Source organism: Bradyrhizobium oropedii, assembly GCF_020889685.1.
In the GTDB taxonomy this organism is placed as follows: Bacteria; Pseudomonadota; Alphaproteobacteria; order Rhizobiales; family Xanthobacteraceae; genus Bradyrhizobium; species Bradyrhizobium oropedii.
Genome location: NZ_JACMYO010000105.1, coordinates 1 through 19,792, shown reverse-complemented (window position 1 = coordinate 19,792; position 19,792 = coordinate 1). Strand labels below are relative to the sequence as shown.

General features: G+C 64.7%; 17 protein-coding genes. 6 read left to right on the top strand and 11 right to left on the bottom strand.

All coding sequences use genetic code 11. From position 1 onward, the window contains the following. Positions 1-2 precede the first annotated feature (2 nt). The 3 genes from boxC to H8A95_RS26265 form a co-directional block, all read right to left on the bottom strand. Positions 3-1,691, bottom strand: a complete 1,689-nt coding sequence (gene boxC, locus H8A95_RS26275; protein WP_229185842.1) for a 2,3-epoxybenzoyl-CoA dihydrolase — start codon at positions 1,689-1,691, stop codon at positions 3-5. A gap of 289 nt (positions 1,692-1,980) precedes the next feature. After that, positions 1,981-2,790: an alpha/beta fold hydrolase gene (locus H8A95_RS26270; RefSeq protein WP_229185841.1), complete on the bottom strand. Its 810-nt coding sequence runs from the start codon at positions 2,788-2,790 to the stop codon at positions 1,981-1,983. 55 nt (positions 2,791-2,845) lie between these two features. Then, a complete protein-coding gene (locus H8A95_RS26265) occupies positions 2,846-4,378 on the bottom strand; it encodes a benzoate-CoA ligase family protein (RefSeq protein WP_229185840.1) in 1,533 nt (510 codons plus the stop codon). A gap of 162 nt (positions 4,379-4,540) precedes the next feature. Between H8A95_RS26265 and H8A95_RS26260 the strand changes: the two genes are divergently transcribed. Then, the gene (locus H8A95_RS26260; protein ID WP_229185839.1) at positions 4,541-5,449 is read left to right on the top strand and encodes a helix-turn-helix transcriptional regulator; all 909 of its coding nucleotides are present in this window, start codon (positions 4,541-4,543) and stop codon (positions 5,447-5,449) included. 158 nt (positions 5,450-5,607) lie between these two features. Here H8A95_RS26260 and H8A95_RS26255 read toward each other — a convergent pair whose 3' ends face one another. Continuing rightward, complete coding sequence (locus tag H8A95_RS26255) at positions 5,608-6,393, bottom strand: IclR family transcriptional regulator domain-containing protein (RefSeq protein ID WP_229185838.1); 786 nt, start codon at positions 6,391-6,393, stop codon at positions 5,608-5,610. A gap of 112 nt (positions 6,394-6,505) precedes the next feature. On the opposite strand from H8A95_RS26255, the gene H8A95_RS26250 reads away from it, so the two are divergent. Both H8A95_RS26250 and H8A95_RS26245 read left to right on the top strand, forming a co-directional pair. Beyond that, positions 6,506-7,864 (top strand): aromatic ring-hydroxylating dioxygenase subunit alpha, encoded by a 1,359-nt coding sequence (locus H8A95_RS26250; RefSeq protein ID WP_229185837.1) that lies wholly within the window; start codon positions 6,506-6,508, stop codon positions 7,862-7,864. Positions 7,865-7,988: 124 nt separating this feature from the next. Next, entirely contained in the window at positions 7,989-9,425 is a 1,437-nt protein-coding gene (locus H8A95_RS26245; protein WP_229185836.1) for a glutamine synthetase family protein, read from the top strand. A gap of 139 nt (positions 9,426-9,564) precedes the next feature. On the opposite strand, the gene H8A95_RS26240 is transcribed toward H8A95_RS26245, so the two are convergent. The 5 genes from H8A95_RS26240 to H8A95_RS26220 all read right to left on the bottom strand — a co-directional run bounded on the left by H8A95_RS26240 (position 9,565) and on the right by H8A95_RS26220 (position 14,322). Further along, on the bottom strand, positions 9,565-10,293 hold the full coding sequence (locus tag H8A95_RS26240; protein ID WP_229185835.1) for an ABC transporter ATP-binding protein: 729 nt from the start codon (positions 10,291-10,293) through the stop codon (positions 9,565-9,567). After that, positions 10,286-11,053 (bottom strand): ABC transporter ATP-binding protein, encoded by a 768-nt coding sequence (locus H8A95_RS26235; RefSeq protein WP_229185852.1) that lies wholly within the window; start codon positions 11,051-11,053, stop codon positions 10,286-10,288. Before H8A95_RS26235 ends, H8A95_RS26240 begins: the two co-directional genes overlap by 8 nt. Before the next feature lie 4 nt (positions 11,054-11,057). Further along, entirely contained in the window at positions 11,058-12,005 is a 948-nt protein-coding gene (locus tag H8A95_RS26230; protein WP_229185834.1) for a branched-chain amino acid ABC transporter permease, read from the bottom strand. Continuing rightward, the gene (locus H8A95_RS26225; RefSeq protein WP_229185833.1) at positions 12,002-12,919 is read right to left on the bottom strand and encodes a branched-chain amino acid ABC transporter permease; all 918 of its coding nucleotides are present in this window, start codon (positions 12,917-12,919) and stop codon (positions 12,002-12,004) included. Before H8A95_RS26225 ends, H8A95_RS26230 begins: the two co-directional genes overlap by 4 nt. Before the next feature lie 230 nt (positions 12,920-13,149). Next, positions 13,150-14,322, bottom strand: coding sequence for an ABC transporter substrate-binding protein (locus tag H8A95_RS26220; RefSeq protein WP_229185832.1), 1,173 nt, complete (start codon positions 14,320-14,322; stop codon positions 13,150-13,152). Between the two features lie 388 nt (positions 14,323-14,710). Between H8A95_RS26220 and H8A95_RS26215 the strand changes: the two genes are divergently transcribed. Beyond that, positions 14,711-15,259 (top strand): hypothetical protein, encoded by a 549-nt coding sequence (locus H8A95_RS26215; protein ID WP_229185831.1) that lies wholly within the window; start codon positions 14,711-14,713, stop codon positions 15,257-15,259. 201 nt (positions 15,260-15,460) lie between these two features. Here H8A95_RS26215 and H8A95_RS26210 read toward each other — a convergent pair whose 3' ends face one another. Both H8A95_RS26210 and H8A95_RS26205 read right to left on the bottom strand, forming a co-directional pair. Continuing rightward, positions 15,461-16,357, bottom strand: coding sequence for a sigma-70 family RNA polymerase sigma factor (locus H8A95_RS26210; RefSeq protein WP_229185830.1), 897 nt, complete (start codon positions 16,355-16,357; stop codon positions 15,461-15,463). Positions 16,358-16,386: 29 nt separating this feature from the next. Next, a complete protein-coding gene (locus tag H8A95_RS26205; RefSeq protein ID WP_229185829.1) occupies positions 16,387-16,695 on the bottom strand; it encodes a hypothetical protein in 309 nt (102 codons plus the stop codon). A gap of 173 nt (positions 16,696-16,868) precedes the next feature. Here H8A95_RS26205 and H8A95_RS26200 point away from each other — a divergent pair, with 173 nt between their 5' ends. Next, positions 16,869-18,275: a DHA2 family efflux MFS transporter permease subunit gene (locus tag H8A95_RS26200; protein ID WP_229185828.1), complete on the top strand. Its 1,407-nt coding sequence runs from the start codon at positions 16,869-16,871 to the stop codon at positions 18,273-18,275. 115 nt (positions 18,276-18,390) lie between these two features. Then, complete coding sequence (locus H8A95_RS26195; RefSeq protein WP_229185827.1) at positions 18,391-19,665, top strand: NAD(P)/FAD-dependent oxidoreductase; 1,275 nt, start codon at positions 18,391-18,393, stop codon at positions 19,663-19,665. Positions 19,666-19,792 lie beyond the last annotated feature (127 nt).

Here is a 19,792-nt window from a genome sequence, read left to right as displayed (position 1 = left end):
CCTTAAACTCGCGTCATGTCGAATTGCGCCTTCTGGCCGGTGCCGTAGCGGCGCAGCGCGCCGTCCTCACCGACCGCGTTCGGCCGCTGGAAGATCCAGTTCTGCCACGCGGTAAGGCGCGAGAAGATCTTCGATTCCATGGTCTCGGGACCGACGAAGCGCAGATTGGCTTCCATGCCGGTGAGACCGTCGGGCGAGAACGAGGTGCGTTCCTCGAAGAACACGCGAACCTCGTCGTCCCAGTCGATGTCGTCGAGCGCGAAGGTGACGAGGCCGAGTTCCTCGGCCTCCTCCGCATCGAGCGCCTTGCCGATCGAGGATTGCGCGCGCTCCAGGTCCATTGGGTCGGCCTGGAAGCGCGACTGCAATCGTGTCAGGCCGTGGCTCATCGGATAGGGCCCGAAATTCATCGCCGTCAGTTCGATCGCCGGCGGCGGGCGGTTGTCGCCCTGCTTCTGGCCGATCAACATGTAGGAGCGGTCGGCGGCGAACACGAGCTCGGCGAGGGTGCCGACGAAGCAGGAGCCGGGCTCGACCAGCGTCACCAGCGTGCGCGAGGTGACGTCGATGCGCTTGAGCACGCGCTTCCAATAATGCCTGACCTCGTTGACCAGCCAGTGCGCCTTGTTGGCTTCCAGGAACGCGTCATAGGACACGACATTGGCGCGGTCGCCATGGCTCTTGAACACCAGCATCGCGATCTCGAGCTCGTTGATGCGCAGATGCAGGATCGCATCGTCGAGCTCTCGCGCAACTTGGAGCGGCCAGAACGCGGCGCCCTGCCCGGTCATGCCGTCGATGTCGGCGGGCGCCGCGGTTTCCGGCGCCTCGATCGAGATGGTGGCGATGCGCGCGGCGCGATCGATATCGACGCTGACGAAGCCGTAGCGGATCGCGCTGTCGTCGATGGTGCGCGTCAGCGGCGTCAGCGCAAGGCCCTTGCCCTCGCCGTTGCGCTTCGACTTCGCAGCAAATTCCTTGACGCGCTCGGCAAGCTTGCCCTCGAGCTTAGAGTTCGGCGCGATCTCGTCGACCAGCCGCCAGGACACCGCGCGCTTGCCCTTGATGCCTTCCTCGATGGTGCAGAAGAAGTCGGCATGGTCGCGGCGCACCTTGCGCTTGTCGACGACGCGGGTCAGCCCGCCGGTACCCGGCAGCACCGCGAGCAGCGGCACTTCCGGCAGCGCGACGGCGGCGGCGCCGTCATCGGCCATCATGATGTGATCGGTCGCAAGCGCCAGTTCATAGCCGCCGCCGGCCGCGGTGCCGTTGACGACGGTGATGAAGCTCTGGCCGGAATTCTCGCTGGAATCCTCCAGGCCGTTGCGGGTCTCGTTGGTGAACTTGCAGAAGTTCACCTTGTGGGCGTGGGTCGAGCCCGCGAGCATGCGGATGTTGGCGCCGGCGCAAAACACCCGGTTCTTGCCCGAGCGCATCACCACAACCTTCACCTCGGGATGCTCGAAGCGCAGCCGCTGCACGGCGTCCGCCAGCTCGATGTCGACGCCGAGATCGTAGGAATTGAGCTTGAGCTGATAGCCCTCGAACAGGCCGGCGTTCTCGTCGACGTCCATGGTCAGCGTCGCGACGTCGCCCGCGATGTCGATCTTCCAGTGCCGGTAGCGCGACGGATCGGTCTGGAAGTCGATGTACTTCGCCCCGCCTGCAAGGACGCGATCGTCACCAGCCATAGGCCACCCTTATCTGCTGTCTTGCTGTTGTTCGCTTGAAGTTCGTCGTCGATGTCTTCATGCACAATAATGCATGTTTTCGATCTGGTCCAGTTCAAAATGCAAAAACATGCACTTTGCTTCATGTTGAGGAAAATCGCTTGCTCGGCCAATGGCCTACGACGGACGCGGGCACCTCCATCCCCGTCATTGCGAGCGAAGCGAAGCAATCCATCGTCCCCATATGCGGAACGATGGATTGCTTCGTCGCTTCGCTCCTCGCAATGACGCATCCGACATTCGCGGCCACTCAGGCGGCCAGCGCCGGGTCGTCGCGCAGCGCCGCCTTAGCGAATTCGGTGACCGCCTCAAGCGTCACCGCAGGCGCCCCGCGGTGCGGCGAGTGGCCGGCGCCGGCGATCGCGGCGACGTCGACCGGGCAGTAGCACTCGTCCTGGGCGATCTCGACCTGGCGCATCGTGCCGTACTGGTCATCCGCGCCCTGCACGATCAGCACCGGCACGCGGATATAGGCGAGATACTCTGAGATATCCCAGTCGCGGAATGCCGGATCGAGCCAAGCGCCGTTCCAGCCATCAAAGGCGTTGTCGACATCCTTGTGCCAGCGCGCGAGCTTCTCCCTCAGGTTGGTGGTCTCATACGCGGTCTTGATCTCGGCGATCGACTTTACCGAGATGTCCTCGACGATGAAGTGCGGCGCGAGCAGCGCGAGCCCGTGCAGGCGATGATCCTGATGCGAACCGGCATAGATCGCCGCGATCGACGCGCCATCGGAGTGGCCGACCAACATGCCGTGGCGGAAGCCGATCCGGTCAAGCAGCTTCGGCAGCACGTCGAGCGCCTCGCGATGCATGTAGTCGACCGAACGCGGCAGCTTCGCCGGCGACGAGGAGCCATAGCCGGCACGCGAATAGGCGAACACGCCAGCGCCGGTCGCGGCCTGCAGCTTCTCGGGGAAATCGCCCCACAGTCCGACGCAGCCGAGGCCTTCATGCAGCATCACGATGGTCGGCGCAGTGTCCGGGGGCGGACCGATCATGCGGTATTCGAGATCGGCGCCGTCGATGGTGAGGAAGCCTGTGGGATTTAGGTTTTGCATGATTGGCCTTCCCAAGATGTCGTCCCGGCGAAGGCCGGGACGACGCGTGGTGATGCTAGTGCTCGTGCTCACGCAATTTGAACCGCTGGATCTTCCCGGTCGCCGTCTTCGGCAGATTGTCGACCACATCGATCCAGCGCGGATATTTCCACGGACCGATCTTCTGCTTGACGTGTTCCTTCAGCGCCTCGTGCAGACCTTCGGCCGAACTCTCGGGCCGCAGCACCACATAGGCCTTCGGCTTGAGCAGGCCTTCCGGATCGGCCTCCGGCACGACCGCGGCTTCCAGCACCGCTGGATGGGTGATCAATGCGCTCTCGACCTCGAACGGCGACACCCAGATGCCGGAGACCTTGAACATGTCGTCGGCGCGGCCGCAGAAGGTGTAACGGCCGTCGGCATCGCGCGTGTATTTGTCGCCGGTGCGGGTCCACGCGCCCTCGAAAGTGGCGCGGCTCTTGGCGCGCTGATTCCAGTAGCTCTCGCCGGCCGAGGGCGCATCGACCAGGAGCTCGCCGACCTCGCCATCCGCAACGTCGGCCCCGAGCTCGTTGACCAGCCGCACCTTGTAGCCGGGCACCGGACGCCCCGAGGAGCCGTATTTGATGTCGCCGGGCGCATTCGACAGGAAGATGTGCAACAGCTCGGTCGAGCCGACGCCGTCGAGGATGTCGACGCCGAACCGCGCGCGCCACGCATTGCCGACCGATTCCGGCAACGCCTCGCCGGCCGAGGTGCAGACCCGCAGGCGATTGCCCGCGGTTTGCGCCTTCGTCGCCTCGTCGTTCAGCATCGCCGCGAACAGGGTCGGAACGCCGAAGAAGATGCTGGGATGATATTTGTTCAGCAGCGCGAACATCACCGCCGGCGTCGGACGCTCCGAATTCAGGATCGTCGTTGCGCCGACCGACATCGGGAAGGTCAGCGCATTGCCGAGCCCATAGGCGAAGAACAGCTTTGCCGCCGACAGCCCGACATCATCCTCGCGGATGCCGAGCACCTGTTTCGCATAGGTCTCCGCCGTCGCCGCGAGGTTGGAATGCAGATGGCGCACGCCTTTCGGCATGCCGGTCGAGCCCGATGAATAGAGCCAGAACGCCGGCTCGTCGGCATGCGTCGATGCGGTCGCGAACACGTCGCTCTCGCGCGCGATCTCGTCGGACAGCCTCTTGCGGCCGTGCGCGTCCTTGCCGGAGACCACGACATGCTCAAGGTCGGGCATGCGCGTAATGATGTCCTTCACGACCGGCAGCAGCGCCTCGGAGATGAACAGCACCCGCGCACGGCAATCACCGAGGATGTAGGCGTATTGCTCTGATGTCAGCAGCGTGTTGAGCGGCACCGGCACCACGCCGGCGCGGATCGCGCCCAGGAACACGATCGGGAAGTCGACCGTGTCCAGCATGATCATGGCGACCCGCTCCTCGCGGCGGACGCCGAGCCGGCGCAGCATGTTGCCGAGGCGCCGGGTCTGCTGCTGCAACTGGCCATAGGTGATTTGCGACACCATGTCGTCGAACACGACCTTGCCGCCGCGGCCTTGATCGACGTTGCGGTCGAGCAGCCAGGAGACTGCGTTATAAGTCATGCCCCGCTCCTCGGACCCAGACGCGCCACGTGTCCCTCTCCTGTGAATTTAAGAATTATAATTCATACAAAGCCACCACGTTGGCTTGCTGTCAATCCTTATCGGCATTATGTTTCCTAGACTAACGGTCTGATTCAGCCAGGACCGCGTCGCACAGGGATCATGACCGCAGCCAACGATCCGGAAACCGACTTCCTCGAACAGCTCGGCCAGCGCGTGCGCACCATGCGCGCGCTGCGTGGCATGTCGCGCAAGGTGCTCGCCAAGGTCTCCGGCATTTCCGAACGCTACATCGCCCAGCTCGAAAGCGGCAAAGGCAATGTCTCGATCGTGCTGCTGCGCCGTGTCGCAGGCGCGATGGGCGCGCATCTCGAAGACCTGATCCCCTCGAACGAGCCCGTGCCGGACTGGGCCGTGATCCGCGATCTGCTCCGCAAGGCTTCGCCGAACCAGATCGCACAGGCCAAGGACATGCTCGCCGGCAGCAGCCCGCTGGCGCCACGCCGCGCCTCGTTCTCGGGCATTGCGCTGATCGGCCTGCGCGGCGCCGGCAAGACCACGCTCGGGCGAATGCTGGCGAAGAAGATCGGCTGGAGCTTCGTCGAGCTCAACAAGGAGATCGAGGCGCAGAACGGCCTCTCGGTTGCCGAGATCATCGCGCTGTACGGCCAGGAAGGCTTTCGCCGCATGGAGCAGGCCGCGCTGACGCAGCTGTTGGCGCGCAAGGAATTGATGGTGCTGGCGACCGGCGGCGGCATCGTCTCCGAGGCGCTGACCTTCGACCTGATCCTGTCGTCGTTCTACACGATCTGGCTGAAAGCCGAGCCGGAAGAGCACATGGCCCGCGTCCGCCGCCAGGGCGACCTGCGGCCGATGGCCGACGACCGCTCGGCGATGGCCGAATTGCGCAACATCCTGGTCAGCCGCGAGCCGCTCTACGCCCGCGCATCGGCGGTGGTCGACACCGCAGGACTCTCGGTCGATGCCGCTGCCGCGCGGCTGATCGATTCCGTGCGGCCGGTGCTGCAGAACGAGGCACGGAGTTTCGGGCTGCGCAGCGTGGCGCTTTAATCTTACAGAACAATCGACTTACTTCTCCCGTCATTGCTTGCGAAGCGAAGCAATCCATCTTTCCGCGTGTGCCGATGCATGGATTGCTTCGTCGCTTCAGCGCAAAAATTGCTTTGCAATTTTGTCGCGAGCTCCTCGCAATGACGACGTGGGAGCCTTCACAGCAACCGGCTCTTCACATCATCGGCCCCTTCGCGCAGCAACGGCAGGAAGCGATCGATCAATTCCTTGGCCGGCACGCGATCGACATGCGCGCCCATGTTGATGGCGGCGACGATGGTGCCGTCGTAGCGGTGCACCGGCACCGAGATCGAGCGGAAATGCGGCTCGGCTTCGCGGTCGACCAGTGAGTAGCCCTGCGCGCGGTCGGCGATGATGGTGGCGAGCAGCTTCTTCGGGTCGGTCGTGGTCTGCGGCGTCACCGGATCGCGGCGCATCGCCTTGAGTCGCACCGCGAGCTCGGCATCATCGAGCCGGCCGAGCATCGCGCGGCCGACCGAGGTGCAGAACGCCGGCAGCCGGTAACCGATGTCGAGACCGGCGGAGAACACCCGCGTCGGGCTCGAACGCGCGACGAACACGACGTCGTCTCCATCGAGCAGCGCAAGCGATGCAATCTCCTGTGCCGCGGTCGCGATGCGATCGAGCACCGGCTGCAACACGGTCACAACCTGGTTGGATTGCAGGAACGAGCCCGCGAGCGTCAACACATGCGGCGTCAGCGTGAACAGCTTGCCGTCGGTCGCGACGAAGCCACCATGCGCGAGCGTGAACAGGATGCGGCGCGCGGTGGCGCGCGGCAGATCGGCGGCGCGCGCGAGGTCGCTCAGCGTTGCGGGACCCGTGACGGTGCCGAACACCTGCAACAGGCGCAGGCCGCGATCGAGCGCCTCGACGAAATCGGTGGCGCGCTCGTCCTGATCGGTCCGTTTCAGCTTGGGCATATGAGCTCGGCTTTGAACGGTTCAAAAATTGCGCTTGCTGTCCAAACCAGACATGGCATAATTCGCACATTCGTTCAATAGGCGAACAAATCCAAATTCGGGAGACGGCGCCATGATGAGCCAGGAAGCGAACGATCTGATCACCCGCACCAACCGCAAGGACCCTTGCGGCAGACTGATGCGGATGTACTGGCAGCCGGCGGCGCTGGTCGACGAACTCGAAGGACCGCGCCCGGTGCGGCCGGTGCGTCTACTCGGCGAAAACCTGGTGCTGTTCCGCGGCGAGGACGGGAGTTACGGCCTGATCGATCGCCACTGCGCGCATCGCGGCGCCGACCTCACCTTCGGCCGGCTCGAAAATGGCGGACTGCGCTGTGCCTTCCATGGCTGGCTGTTCGACACATCAGGCCAGTGCATCGAGACGCCGGCGGAGCCTGCCGGTTCGCAGCTCTGCAAGGGCATCAAGCAGCGCTCTTATCCGGTGGTCGAGAAGAGCGGCATCCTGTGGGCCTGGCTCGGCGAGTGCGAACCGCCGGCATTTCCGGAGCTCGACTGCTTCGTCGCGCCCGACAGCCATACGTTTGCGTTCAAGGGCCACATGAACTGCAACTGGCTGCAGGCGCTCGAAGTCGGCATCGATCCGGCGCACGCCTCCTTCCTGCATCGCTTCTTCGAGGACGAGGACACCTCGGCCGCTTACGGCAAGCAATTCCGCGGTGCCTCCGCCGGCAGCGACATGCCGATGACGAAAATCCTGCGCGAATATGATCGCCCGATCATCAATGTCGAGCACACCGAATACGGCCTGCGGCTGATCGCACTGCGCGAGCTCGACGATGAGCGCACCCATGTGCGCGTCACCAACCAGCTGTTCCCGCACGGCTTCGTGATTCCGATGTCGACCGAGATGACGATCACGCAGTGGCACGTGCCGGTCGATGACGAGAACTGCTACTGGTACGCGATCTTCACCAGCTACGCCGCGCCGGTCGACAAGCAGAAGATGCGCGACCAACGGCTCGAGCTCTATACGCTGCCGGACTACAAGTCGCGCAAGAACCGCAGCAACGATTACGGCTTCGATCCGCACGAGCAGGCGACCGAGACCTATACCGGCATGGGCACCGACATCAACGTCCACGACCAATGGGCGGTGGAATCGATGGGGGCGATCCAGGACCGCACCAACGAGCATCTCGGCCAGAGCGACAAGGCGATCGTGCAGTATCGCCGTCTGCTGCGGCAGGAGATCGAGAAGGTCAGCGGTGGCGAGAAGCCGATGCTGTTCCTCGACGACGCCTCCGCGCGCAGCATCCAGGGCCCGGCGACGATGGACGGCATCGGGCCGACACCAGGTTGGGAGCTCTACTGGATGGAAGTCGACGTCAAGCGCCGCCGCGGCGCGCCGTGGGCCGCCCCGGTGCCGCGCGAGATCGCGGGCAAGGTGCAGCATCTGACGGCGGCGGAGTAGCCATGCGTCTAACACTTGTCGTCATTGCGAGGAGCGAAGCGACGAAGCAATCCATGCTTCAGCGCATGCCGAAAGATGGATTGCTTCGCTTCGCTCGCAATGACGCCTCTGAAGGAGTAACGCGGTGAGCTTCGTCGAGCGTCATGGCCTGTGGTCGGCCGAGCAGAAGGAGGCTGCGCAGCGCCTCCGCCGCATCGTCGAGGAGAAGAAACTCGAGGTCATCCGCCTGTCGTTTCCCGACCAGCACGGCATCCTGCGCGGCAAGACGCTGATCGCCGGCGAAGCGGTGCGCTCGCTGGAGGGCGGCTGCTCGATCACCACGACGATGCTCGCCAAGGACACCTCGCACAAGACGGTGTTTCCGGTGTTCACATCAGGTGGCGGCTTCGGCATGAAGGAGATGGAGGGCGCGGCCGACGTGCTGATGGTCGCCGACCCCACCACGTTCCGCGTGCTGCCCTGGGCGCCGAACACCGGCTGGCTGCTGTGCGATCTTTATTTCAGCGACGGCCGACCCGTGCCGTTCGCGACCCGCAACCTCTATCGCAAGGTGCTCGATCAACTCGGAAGCCGCGGCTACGATTTTGTCGCCGGCCTCGAGGTTGAATTCCATCTGTTCAAGCTCGACGACGCGCATATGGCGCCGGAGGATGCCGGCCAGCCCGGACGGCCGCCGTCGGTCAGCCTGCTGTCGCACGGCTACCAGTACCTCACCGAACAGCGCTACGATCTGATGGAGCCGGCGCTCGAGATCATCCGCCGCGACATCATCGCGCTCGACCTTCCCTTGCGCACGGTCGAGGTCGAGTTCGGCCCGAGCCAGTGCGAGTTCACCTTCGCACCGACCACAGGGCTTGCGCCGGCCGACATCATGGTGCTGTTCCGTTCGGCGGTGAAGCAGATCGCGCGCCGCCACGGCTATCACGCGACCTTCATGTGCCGGCCGAAGCTGCCGAACATCTTTGCCTCGGGCTGGCACCTGCATCAGTCGCTGGTGTCGCGCGCCGACGGAGAGAACGCCTTCATGGCGAAGGAGACCGGCGAGCCGCTGAGCGCGCTCGGACGCGCCTGGCTCGCCGGCCTGATCGAGCATGCGCGGGCCTCGACTGTGTTCACGACGCCGACCATCAACGGCTACAAGCGCTACCGTTCCTATTCGTTGGCGCCGGACCGCGCGATCTGGGGCCGCGACAACCGCGGCGTGATGATCCGCGTGCTCGGCGGCACGAATGATCCGGCGACGCGGCTGGAGAACCGGATCGGCGAGCCCGCCGCCAATCCCTATCTCTACATGGCTTCGCAAATTCTCTCCGGCCTCGACGGCGTCGATCGCAAGCTCGATCCCGGCCCGTCCGCCGACACGCCCTACGAGACCAAGGCCGCGCTGCTGCCGAAATCGCTGCGCGAAGCCGTGTTCGCGCTCAACGACGATCCGTTCTTCCGCGGAGCGATGGGGCCTGAGTTCGTCGACTATTACGTCTTCATCAAGAACGCAGAGATCGAACGCTTCCAGGCCGAGGTGTCGGACTGGGAGCAGCGCGAATATTTCGAGATGTTTTGATCCCGTCATCCGTCATCCTGAGGTGCGAGCGCTTGCGAGCCTCGAAGGATGCACGGCCACCAGCCGGGCCGTCGACCCTTCGAGACGCGCTACGCGCTCCTCAGGGCGACGGAGCTGAGAGCGTCGCGTTGGTCCGGCGCTAAATCCCCAGATACTTGTGCTGCAGATCCGGCTCGGCGATCAGCTGCTCGCTGGTGCCGCTCCACACTGTCTTGCCGCGCTCGATGATGTAGTGACGGTCGGCGATGCGGGCGAGGTTGCCGACGTTCTTGTCGATCACCAGCACCGACTGCCCGCGTCCCTTCAGCATCGACAGGCAGCTCCAGATCTCGTCGCGGATCAAGGGTGCCAGGCCTTCGGTGGCCTCATCGAGGATCAGGAGCTTCGGGTTGGTCATCAGCGCGCGGCCGATCGCGAGCATCTGCTGCTCGCCGCCGGACAGCGTGACGCCCATATTGCTGGTGCGTTCGGCTAGCCGCGGAAACAGCGCGTGGATCTTGTCGATCGTCCACGGATCGGAAGCGCCGAGCCGATTTCCTGAGGCGGCAACGAGGTTTTCGCGCACCGTGAGGTTCGGGAAGATCTGGCGGCCCTCCGGCACCAGGCCGATGCCGAGTTTTGCGATTCTGTACGACGGCAGGCCGCGCACTGCCTCGCCGGCGAAACGAATGGCGCCCGCGCGCGCCGGGGTCAGGCCCATGATCGAACGGATGGTGGTGGTCTTGCCCATGCCGTTGCGACCCATCAGCGCGACCATCTCACCCGACTTGATCTTGAGCGACAGGCCGAACAGCACCTGGCTCAACCCGTAGCAGGTCTCGATCCCATCGACTTCGAGCAACGTTTCAGCGGCTTTTGATTCAGTCATGGCGCGTCACCGCATGCTGCTCGCCGAGATAGGCGCGCTTGACCTCTTCGTGCTTGCGGATCGCGTCGGGCACGTCGCAGGCGATGACGCGGCCATAGACCAGCACCGTGATGCGGTCAGCCAGCGCGAACACCGCCTCCATGTCGTGCTCGACCAGCACGATGGTGACTTCCTTGCGCAGCTCCTTCAGCAGCGCGACCATCCGCGCCGACTCGGTGACGCCGAGCCCGGCCATCGGCTCGTCCAGCAACAGGAGCTGCGGCTTGGTGGCGAGGGCGACCGCGAGCTCGAGCTCGCGCTGCTCGCCATGGCTCAACTGCGAGACCACGATATCGGCGCGCTGGCCGAGGCCGACGCGCTCCAGCGCCGCCCGCGCGGTGTCGCGCAGATGCCGCTCCTTGCGCGCATTGCCCCAGAAGCGGAAGGAGTGGCCGTCATGGGCCTGCGCAGCCAGCGCCACATTGTCGATCGCGGAAAAGTCCTTGAGCAGCGAGGTGATCTGGAACGAGCGCGCCAGCCCGAGCCTAGAGCGCGTGTAGGACGGCAGGCTCGTGACGTCGCGGCCGGCGAAGTAGATGGTGCCGGAATTCGGCATCACCTGCCCGGTAAGCTGGCTGATCAGCGTGGTCTTGCCGGCGCCGTTGGGGCCGATGATGGCGTGCAGCTCGCCTGGTATGACCTCCATCGAGAGGTTGTCGGTCGCGGTGATGCCGCCATAGCGACGGACCAGACTGTCGACGCGCAGCAAGGGCTCAGCCAAGGAATCAGCCACGGCGCATCCTCCCGAGCAGGCCCATGATGCCGCCGCGCGCGAACAGCACGATCAACAGCAGCACCGGGCCGAGGATCAGTCCCGAGAACTCGGTGAACTGCGACAGCAGCTCCTCGAGCAGCAGATAGACGATGGCGCCGACGACAGGTCCGAACAGCGATCCCATGCCGCCCAGGATCACCATCACCATCAGGTCGCCGGAGCGGGTCCAGTACATCACCGCGGGGCTGACGAAGTCGGTGTTGTTGGCAAGCAGCGCGCCGGCCAGCCCGCAGATCGTGCCTGAGATGACGAAACAGACCAGGCGATAGCGGTTGGCATGGAAGCCGATCGCCTGCATGCGCTGCTCGTTGGAGCGGACGCCCTGCACCACCAGACCGAAGCGCGAATTGACGATGCGCCAGATCAGATAGAGGCCGCCGAACAGGCAGGCCAGGCAAAGATAATAGAACTGGTTGCGATCGGACAGGTTGATCAGACCGGCAAAATCGCTGCGCTTGTAAACGGTGAGGCCGTCGTCGCCGCCGTAGCGCGACAGGGCGGAGGCGACGTAATAGGCCATCTGCGCAAAGGCCAGCGTGATCATGATGAAATAGACGCCGCGGGTGCGCAGTGAGAGCGCACCGATCAGCAGCGCAAACAGCGCCGATACCACGAGCGCCACCGGCCACTGGATGAAGCCGGAGCCGATGCCCTCGGCGGCGAGGATGCCGACGGCATAGCCACCGATGCCGAGATAGGCGGCATGGCCGAAGCTCATCATGCCGCCATAGCCCATGATCAGATTGAGGCTCGCGGCGGCGAGCGCATAGATCGTGATGCGGGTGAACAGCGTGAGGATGAAGATGTTGCCCGTGGCCGCCGAATAGACCGGCAGCAGGATGAGCGCAGCGCACATCAGCGCCGCGACCGCATTGGAGGCGTTAAGCTTCGGCATCATCGTTTGGCCGCCGGGAACAGCCCCTCGGGCCGCAGCACAAGGATGATGGCCATCAAGAGATAGATCAGCATCGAGGACAGCGCCGGTGCCGCGGTCGAGGCCGCCGCCCCGCTCAAGACCTTGCGCAACAGGTCGGGCAGGAAGGCGCGCCCCATGGTGTCGATGATGCCGACGAAGATCGCGGCCATGAAGGCGCCGCGGATCGAGCCGATGCCGCCGATCACGATGATGACGAAGGCCAGGATCAGGATGTTCTCGCCCATGCCGATCTGCACCGTGAGGATCGGCGCCTGCATCAGCCCGGCGAGGCCGGCGAGCGCGGCGCCGAGGCCGAACACCAGCGTGAACAGCAGCTTGATGTTGATGCCGAGCGCTCCGATCATCTCGCGGTTGGAGGCGCCGGCGCGGATCAGCATGCCGACGCGGGTGCGCATCACGACCAGATAGAGCATCGCGGCGACCGCCAGTGCGACCGCGATGATCATCAGCCGGTACGCCGGATAATAAACACCGGGAATGATCTGCACCGGTACCGTGAGCCAGGTCGGCAACGGCAGCGCGAGGCCGGCCGGGCCCCAGATCAGGCGCACAGCGTCGTTGAAGAACAGGATCAGGCCGAAGGTCGCCAGCACCTGGTCGAGATGGTCGCGGCCGTAGAGATGCCTGAGCGCGACATATTCGAGCGCAATGCCGAGCAGCAACGTGGCGCCGAGCGCCATCAGCGCGCCCAGAACAAAACTGCCGGTCCAGGCGACGAAGGTCGCGGCGAAATAGGCGCCCATCATGTAGAGCGAGCCGTGCGCCAGATTGACGAAATCCATGATGCCGAACACCAGGGTCAGTCCGGCCGCCAGCAGAAACAGCAACAGGCCGAATTGCAGGCCGTTCAGCAGTTGTTCGACGACGAGATACATCGTGAGGCTACGTCACCTTGAGCGAAGCGGGGATGGGCGCACGCCGACGCATTGCACGCTGCGTGTTCTCCCTCGCCCCACTGTTGCGGGGAGAGGGTTGGGGTGAGGGGCTATCTCCACGAGCGGATTCGCGTTGAGTCCCCCTCACCCGATCGCTTCGCGATCGACCTCTCCCCGCAAGCGGGGCGAGGTGAACAGAAAGCAAGCCACAGGCCAGAATTGCCCGACGATCACTTCATCGAACACTTGTCGTGGAATTTGTCCTGGTCGTCCTTGACGATGGTCGCGACCGTCTTCAGCGAGAGCTGGCCGTCGGTGTCCTTGACCACGTCCTGCAGATAGAAGTTCTGGATCGGAATGTGGTTGTTGCCATACTTGAACGGACCGCGCAGCGACTTGAAGTTGGCCTTCTCCATCTCCGCCTTCATCGCGTCCTTCTTGGTGAGGTCGCCCTTCACCGCGACGACGGCGCTGTTGATCAGCTGAGCAGCGTCATAGGCCTGGGCGCCGTAATAGGTCGGACGCAGGCCGGGATACTTCTTGCGGTAGTCCTCGACGAACTTCTTGTTCTCGGCGTTCGGCAGGTCGTTGACCCATTCCTGCGCGCCGGGAATGCCGATCGCGTTGTCCTTCTGCAGCGGCAGTGACAATTCGTCGACGGTGAAGGCGGTGTAGAGCGGGATCTGCGCCTTGATGCCGGCCTGGGCGTACTGGTTCAGGAACTGGACGCCGGCGGCGCCGGGATAGAACACGAAGATCGACTCCGCCCTGGAGTTGCGCGCCTTGGTCAGTTCGGCGGAGAAGTCGAGCTGGCTCGGCCACACCGTATATTCCTCGCCGACCACCTCGCCCTTGAAGGTGCTCTTCACACCGGCCAGCATGTCCTTGCCGGCGGCGTAGTTCGGTCCGATCAGGAATACCGACTTGACGCCCTTCTGGTTCATGTAGAGGCCCATCGCGGCGGGCGTCTGGTCGTTCTGCCAGGAGGTCGAGAACACGTAAGGCGAGCACAGCTCGCCGGCGAGCTGCGACGGACCGGCATTGGCCGAGATCAGGAAGGTCTTCGAATCGACCGCGGTCTTCAGCGACGCCAGCAGCACGTTCGACCAGATGTAGCCAACGATGAAGTCGACCTTGTCGGACTGCACCAGCTTCTCGGTCTTCTGCTTGCCGACGTCGGGCTTCTGCTGGTCGTCCTCGTAGATCACCTCGACCGGCTTGCCGTCGATCTTGCGGCCGAGATGGTCGAGCGCGAGCTCGAACGAATTGCGCATGTCGTTGCCGATCACGGCGGTCGGACCGCTGAAGGTCGAGACAAATCCGATCTTGACGCTGTCAGCCGCCGTCGCGGGCTGCGCGAGCGCCAGAGCCATGGCGCCTGCCAGCCAAAATGCCTTTTTCATATTCACTCCCCTCCTCAACCAAAGATCCCACCAGGCCTAATCGAGGCCCGGGGCCACGCTTTGCGCGCGTCGTTCTGTGACGTGTTTTGTGCGCGATATCCCAAGTGTGCAGCAAGCACGAACCGACGGCCCTCGATTAGAACCTTCGGCGCATACCTCAGCACCTTGCATCATAATTCGTCCAAATTGACCATGGCAAGAAATATAATGCCGGTTGCGCGGGCAACGATTGTCGCAGGCCCGCTCCCCTCCGACGACCCGCGCCTGCACTGCAGCAGGCTTTAACGATCCGGTAAAGCAGGCGGAAACCACAGGCCGGCACGTGCTGGCGGGCTTCACGGTCCGGAAAGCATCGCCGGGCGAGGTTGCAGCCAAAGGGGTGCGTCACATGCTGAATTACATCTTCGGCTTCAATGCCCGGATGGGCCGGTTGGCTTTCTTCTTCTGCACCTTCGTGACAGGCGTCGGCTTTATGATGCTGGTCTACGGCATCACCGGCAACGCGCCGGCAAGCGGCAGGACGGACGTGCTGCTGGCGCAGGCATCGAGCAGCCCGGCGTTGATCTTTGCCTTCTATGGCATGCTCGTCATCTGCTTCATGCTGCAGTCGATGCGGGTGCGCGACATCGGATGGGATCCGGTCTGCGTGATGGCGGCATGGATCGCCCTCATGGTGCTCGACAGGGCCATTGCCGGACGATTTCCCGAATATGCGCTGACCTATCAGCACACCACAACGGTGGTCGGCACGGCCGTCAACGGCGTGATGAACCTGGTCCTGATGTTCTGGCCGGGCCGCGGCCGTGTCGATGAAGCGTCGCCATTGCCGCGCGAGAGCGGCGGCGATGGCATGTTTGAACGAAACAGCTCATCGGCCGCAGCCGGCAGCCGCATGGCGCGGATTGCCAGCGGCGAATTCGGCGGCAAGACGCAGTAGACGAGCTATTTCAGCATCGTCGTCCCTGCGAAAGCAGGGACCCATAACCACCGGATTAGATTGTTGAAGCGGGTTGGAGCCCCAGCATCGCAAACCAATTGCCATTCGTGGTTGTGGTCCCGGATCGCGCTTCGCTTGTCCGGGACGACACGGAGTTTGTGGCACGACCGCTGAGTCACGGGCTACGGCAGCGACCGCCGTCTACCCCTGATCCACCGCCCACTCAGCCCCGTCGATCGCGTAGGCAGCGTGACGAAAATCCCTGATCGTCGCGACCTTGTCGGCCGACCAGTCGAGCAGCATGAACGATCTCGGCGGCGCGTCTGGTGCGTCCGGGTCGAACACCAGGATCGCGGGACGTCCCTCGACCTGCCCGGTCACCAAATGCCAGTCGTCGATCTTCGCATAATTGCCGAAGTAGCGTGACACCTCGGCCTTACCGTTAAGCCTCAGCCTGTTGACGAGCTCCAGCCTGATGTCATCGGCGATCATGGCGCGGATGGCATCGAAGTCGCGGGCGTTGAAGCGGCTGACATAGGCGTTCAGCCTGTTGCGATCTGCCGGCGACAGGCCGGGCCGCGGCGCATCGTCGGGTTCGCTGGCGAACGCGCGCAATTGCGTACGCCCGCGGTGCAGCGCGGCCTTCACCGCAGGCAGGCTAAAATCCATGATGCCGCAGACCTCCTGCAACGAGCAGCCGAGCACATCCATCAGGATCACGCTGGAGCGCTGCGCCACCGGCAGGCGCATGAAGGTGCGCAGGCTGCTTGCCGCGATCTCGCGGCGGCCGACGTCATCGAGCTCTCCGGCCATCATGTCCACCTCCTCCGAAGAGTGGAGCGCGTCCTGGCGGTTGCGCCGCCTGAGGAAATCGAGCGCGGTGTTGTGCGCGATCCGGAACAACCAGGCTTCCGGGTGCTGGATCGGGGCAGCGGACGCGAAGGCTTCCATCGCCTTGATCAACGCGTCCTGCAGCACATCCTCGCCGTCGATCACAGATCCGACCATGCGGGCGCAGTAGCGATGCAGCCTTGGCCGCATTGCCGCCAGCAGTGCGTCGACCTCGGCCGCGGCCGGCGCTTGGGGTGATGACGTCATGATGGCTCCGCCAGATCGGTTCACTCGGTTCACGGCTCATCCAGCATACGATAATTGCCGACAATCACAGCACTGCGAACCAGCGGCGGCTCGGCGCAGCGGTCGCGGATGCCGTCCTGGAAGGCCTGGAACGCGGCCAGCTTCGGGATCGGGCTCGAGCCATCTTCGGCCGCGGTCTCGACCATGTGGATGAAAGTGTCGTCCTCCAGCCGCAGCGTCAGATAACGCACGCCATCCGGGCTTGCCGCCTTCAACTCGGCAAACACGGCCGCAACCAGCGCGGCATTCTTCTCCGCCATCTCCGGCTTGGCCTTGTACCTGATCAGGGTCCGTCTCATCGCAACCTCCTTAACTGCGGCCGGGACCGGCCGCGTCAGATTCAAGGACGTTTGCGGACGGCCAAAGGGTGCGGTCCGGCAAAAATAATTTGAGCCCGCATCCTTTGCCCGTTCCGGTTCGTCTTGCCGGCGAAGCGCGCCGCAAGCCCGCGGCACGTCAACGGAGAACGACCATGCAGACCCCCGAACAGCGCGCCGAGCAGCGCTGGGTGCTCGGCCTCACCGCGCTGGCATCCTTCATGATGGCGCTGGACGCCATGATCATGACCACGGCCTTCGCCACCATCCGCGCCGATTTCGGTAGCCGGGTGGAGACGCTGCAATGGACCGTCAACGCCTTCAATCTGACCTTCGCGGTGCTGCTGCTGACCGGTGCGGCGCTCGGCGACCGCTTCGGGCGGCGCAGGATGTTCGCGGCCGGAATTGGCCTGTTCGTCGTGGCATCGGCGGCCTGCGCGCTGGCCGGGGACGCGGTGGCATTGATCGCCGCCCGCGCCCTGCAAGGCGCAGGTGCGGCACTGGTGATGCCGCTGGCGATGGCGATCCTGAGCGGCGCCTTCGGCCGCGAGGAGCGCGCCCGCGCGCTTGGCATTTTCAGCGGCATCACCGGATGCGCGCTGATCATCGGCCCCGCGATCGGCGGCTTCATCACCGAGCATCTCGGCTGGCGCTGGATCTTCTGGATCAATTTGCCGATCGGCCTGATCGCGATGGCCCTCGTGCTCACGCGCTTGCGCGAGAGTTTCGGACCGACGGCACCGCTCGACATCATCGGACTGACGCTGGTCGCGCTCGCGGCACTGGCCCTGGTCTGGGGCCTGCTGCGCGGCAACAGTGTCGGATGGGCCAGCCCCGAGGTGGCCGGCACGCTGATAACAGGCGTCGCGCTGGCGGTGATCTTCGTGCTGTGGGAGCTGCACGCGACAAGCCCGATGGTGCCGATGCGGCTGTTCGCGGCAAGGCCGTTTGCATCGGGCATGGCTGCGAGCGTGCTGTTCTATGCCGCGATGTATGGCGTGCTGTTCCTGCTGCCGCAGTTCCTGCAGATCGCGCTCGGCTTCGACGCCTTCGGCGCCGGGCTGCGCCTGATCCCGTGGACCGCGACGCTGTTCGTCACCGCGCCGATCGCCGGCGCCGTCGTCAACCGCTTCGGCGAGCGCACGCTTGTCGTGACCGGCCTCCTGATGCAGGCGATCGGTCTCGGCTGGATCAGCGAGATCGTGAGCCCGACAGTGCCCTACTCCGCGCTGGTCGCGCCGCTGGTGCTCGCCGGCGTTGGCGTCTCGATGGCGATGCCTGCGGCACAGAACGCGGTGCTCGGCGCGGTTGCCGTCAGCGAGATGGGCAAGGCGTCTGGTATCTTCAACATGGGCCGCTTCCTCGGCGGCATGTTCGGCATCGCGTCATTGGTGGCGAGCTTCGCTGCCAACGGTGCCGCCGATTCATCCGGACATTTCGCCAACGGCTTCGCTGCGGCGATGAGCCTTGCGGCAACGCTGTCGTTCGCCGGCGCGGTCGCGGGACTGTTCCTGCCGATGCGACGACGGGTGGTCGCGGCGGCTGCGCCGCAGGATGCGTGAGACGCGCGGCGATTGGCTTTTGCTATCGGGCGATCGGGCATTTCGTGTTGGAATGAGGCCGCGAATGACTACATAATCAGACGACGAAGCCGTTCGAAACCGAGGGCGACATCAGATGACGCAAGCGCCGGCCAAACCTCATCGCGTGGTGATCGTCGGCGCCGGCTTCGGCGGGTTGGAAGCCGCCTTCGGTCTCGCGGGCGCGCCGGTCGAGATCACGCTGATCGACCGCCGCAATCACCATCTGTTCCAGCCGCTGCTCTACCAGGTCGCGACCGCTTCGCTTGCGACCAGCGAGATCGCCTGGCCGATCCGCTATCTCTTGCGCGACCGGCCCGAGGTGACGACGCTGTTCGCCAATGTCTGTGGCGTCGACGCCGCGGCGAAGCAGGTGCAGCTCGACGACGGCGGCAGCATTCCCTACGACACGCTGATCCTCGCCACCGGCGCACGCCACGCCTATTTCGGCCATGACGAATGGGAGCCGTTCGCACCCGGCCTGAAGACGCTGGAAGACGCCACCACATTGCGGCGGCGCATCCTGGTCGCCTTCGAGCGCGCCGAGCGCGAGACCGATCCGGACAAGCGCGCCGCGCTGCTGACCTTCGTCATCATCGGCGCCGGGCCGACCGGCGTCGAGATGGCCGGCACCATCGCCGACCTCGCAAAGGATACGCTGGCTCCGGACTTCCGTCACATCGACACGCGCAAGGCCCGCGTGGTGCTGATCGAGGCCGGGCCGCGCGTGCTGGCCGGCTTCCCCGACGATCTCTCGGCCTATGCGCAAGCGTCGCTGGAGAAAATCGGCGTCGAGGTGATGCTGGGCGAGCCGGTCACCGAATGCTCGGCCGATGGCGTGGTGTTCGGCGGCAAGCGGCTGGAGGCCCGGACCATCGTCTGGGCCGCCGGCGTGCGCGCGTCGCGCGCCGCCGAGTGGCTGAATGCGCCGGCGGATCGCGCCCATCGGCTGCAGGTCGAACCTGATCTCACCGTGCCGGGCCATCCCGATGTGTTCGCCGTCGGCGACACCATCACGATCAAGGGCCCCGACGGCAATCCGGTGCCCGGCATCGCGCCGGCCGCCAAGCAGGAAGGGCGTTACGTCGCCGCATTGATCAAGGCCAGGCTCGACGGCAAGACCCTGCCGCCGTTCCGCTACAAGCATGCCGGCAGCCTCGCCCAGATCGGCAAGAAGAAGGCGGTCATCGATTTCGGCTGGCTCAAGCTGCGCGGTTCGCTGGCATGGTGGATCTGGGGTCTCGCCCACATCTACTTCCTGATCGGCGTGCGCCACCGGATTGCCGTGGCGATGAACTGGCTCTGGATCCACACCCGCGACCAGCGCGCCGCACGGCTGATCACGCAAGGCAGCAGCAAGGTCGCGCAGTAGCATGCGCACAACATCTGACCGTCACCCTGAGGTGGCCGCTTAGCGGTCGCATGACCGCTCAAGGCCATCAAGGAGCATGTCCGTTTGGACATTCGACGGGCAAGACGAGGCCGCTTCTCCGTACAGG

What these genes read in the sequence shown, in the direction of transcription:
- H8A95_RS26250 (WP_229185837.1), top strand. Translation starts at nt 6,506, where the DNA reads ATGATGAGCCAGGAAGCGAACGATCTGATCACCCGCACCAACCGCAAG.
- H8A95_RS26230 (WP_229185834.1), bottom strand. Translation starts at nt 12,005, where the DNA reads ATGATGCCGAAGCTTAACGCCTCCAATGCGGTCGCGGCGCTGATGTGC.
- H8A95_RS26225 (WP_229185833.1), bottom strand. Translation starts at nt 12,919, where the DNA reads ATGTATCTCGTCGTCGAACAACTGCTGAACGGCCTGCAATTCGGCCTG.
- H8A95_RS26255 (WP_229185838.1), bottom strand. Translation starts at nt 6,393, where the DNA reads ATGCCCAAGCTGAAACGGACCGATCAGGACGAGCGCGCCACCGATTTC.
- H8A95_RS26195 (WP_229185827.1), top strand. Translation starts at nt 18,391, where the DNA reads ATGACGCAAGCGCCGGCCAAACCTCATCGCGTGGTGATCGTCGGCGCC.
- boxC (WP_229185842.1), bottom strand. Translation starts at nt 1,691, where the DNA reads ATGGCTGGTGACGATCGCGTCCTTGCAGGCGGGGCGAAGTACATCGAC.
- H8A95_RS26240 (WP_229185835.1), bottom strand. Translation starts at nt 10,293, where the DNA reads ATGACTGAATCAAAAGCCGCTGAAACGTTGCTCGAAGTCGATGGGATC.
- H8A95_RS26220 (WP_229185832.1), bottom strand. Translation starts at nt 14,322, where the DNA reads ATGAAAAAGGCATTTTGGCTGGCAGGCGCCATGGCTCTGGCGCTCGCG.
- H8A95_RS26260 (WP_229185839.1), top strand. Translation starts at nt 4,541, where the DNA reads ATGACCGCAGCCAACGATCCGGAAACCGACTTCCTCGAACAGCTCGGC.
- H8A95_RS26265 (WP_229185840.1), bottom strand. Translation starts at nt 4,378, where the DNA reads ATGACTTATAACGCAGTCTCCTGGCTGCTCGACCGCAACGTCGATCAA.
- H8A95_RS26270 (WP_229185841.1), bottom strand. Translation starts at nt 2,790, where the DNA reads ATGCAAAACCTAAATCCCACAGGCTTCCTCACCATCGACGGCGCCGAT.
- H8A95_RS26205 (WP_229185829.1), bottom strand. Translation starts at nt 16,695, where the DNA reads ATGAGACGGACCCTGATCAGGTACAAGGCCAAGCCGGAGATGGCGGAG.
- H8A95_RS26210 (WP_229185830.1), bottom strand. Translation starts at nt 16,357, where the DNA reads ATGACGTCATCACCCCAAGCGCCGGCCGCGGCCGAGGTCGACGCACTG.
- H8A95_RS26200 (WP_229185828.1), top strand. Translation starts at nt 16,869, where the DNA reads ATGCAGACCCCCGAACAGCGCGCCGAGCAGCGCTGGGTGCTCGGCCTC.
- H8A95_RS26215 (WP_229185831.1), top strand. Translation starts at nt 14,711, where the DNA reads ATGCTGAATTACATCTTCGGCTTCAATGCCCGGATGGGCCGGTTGGCT.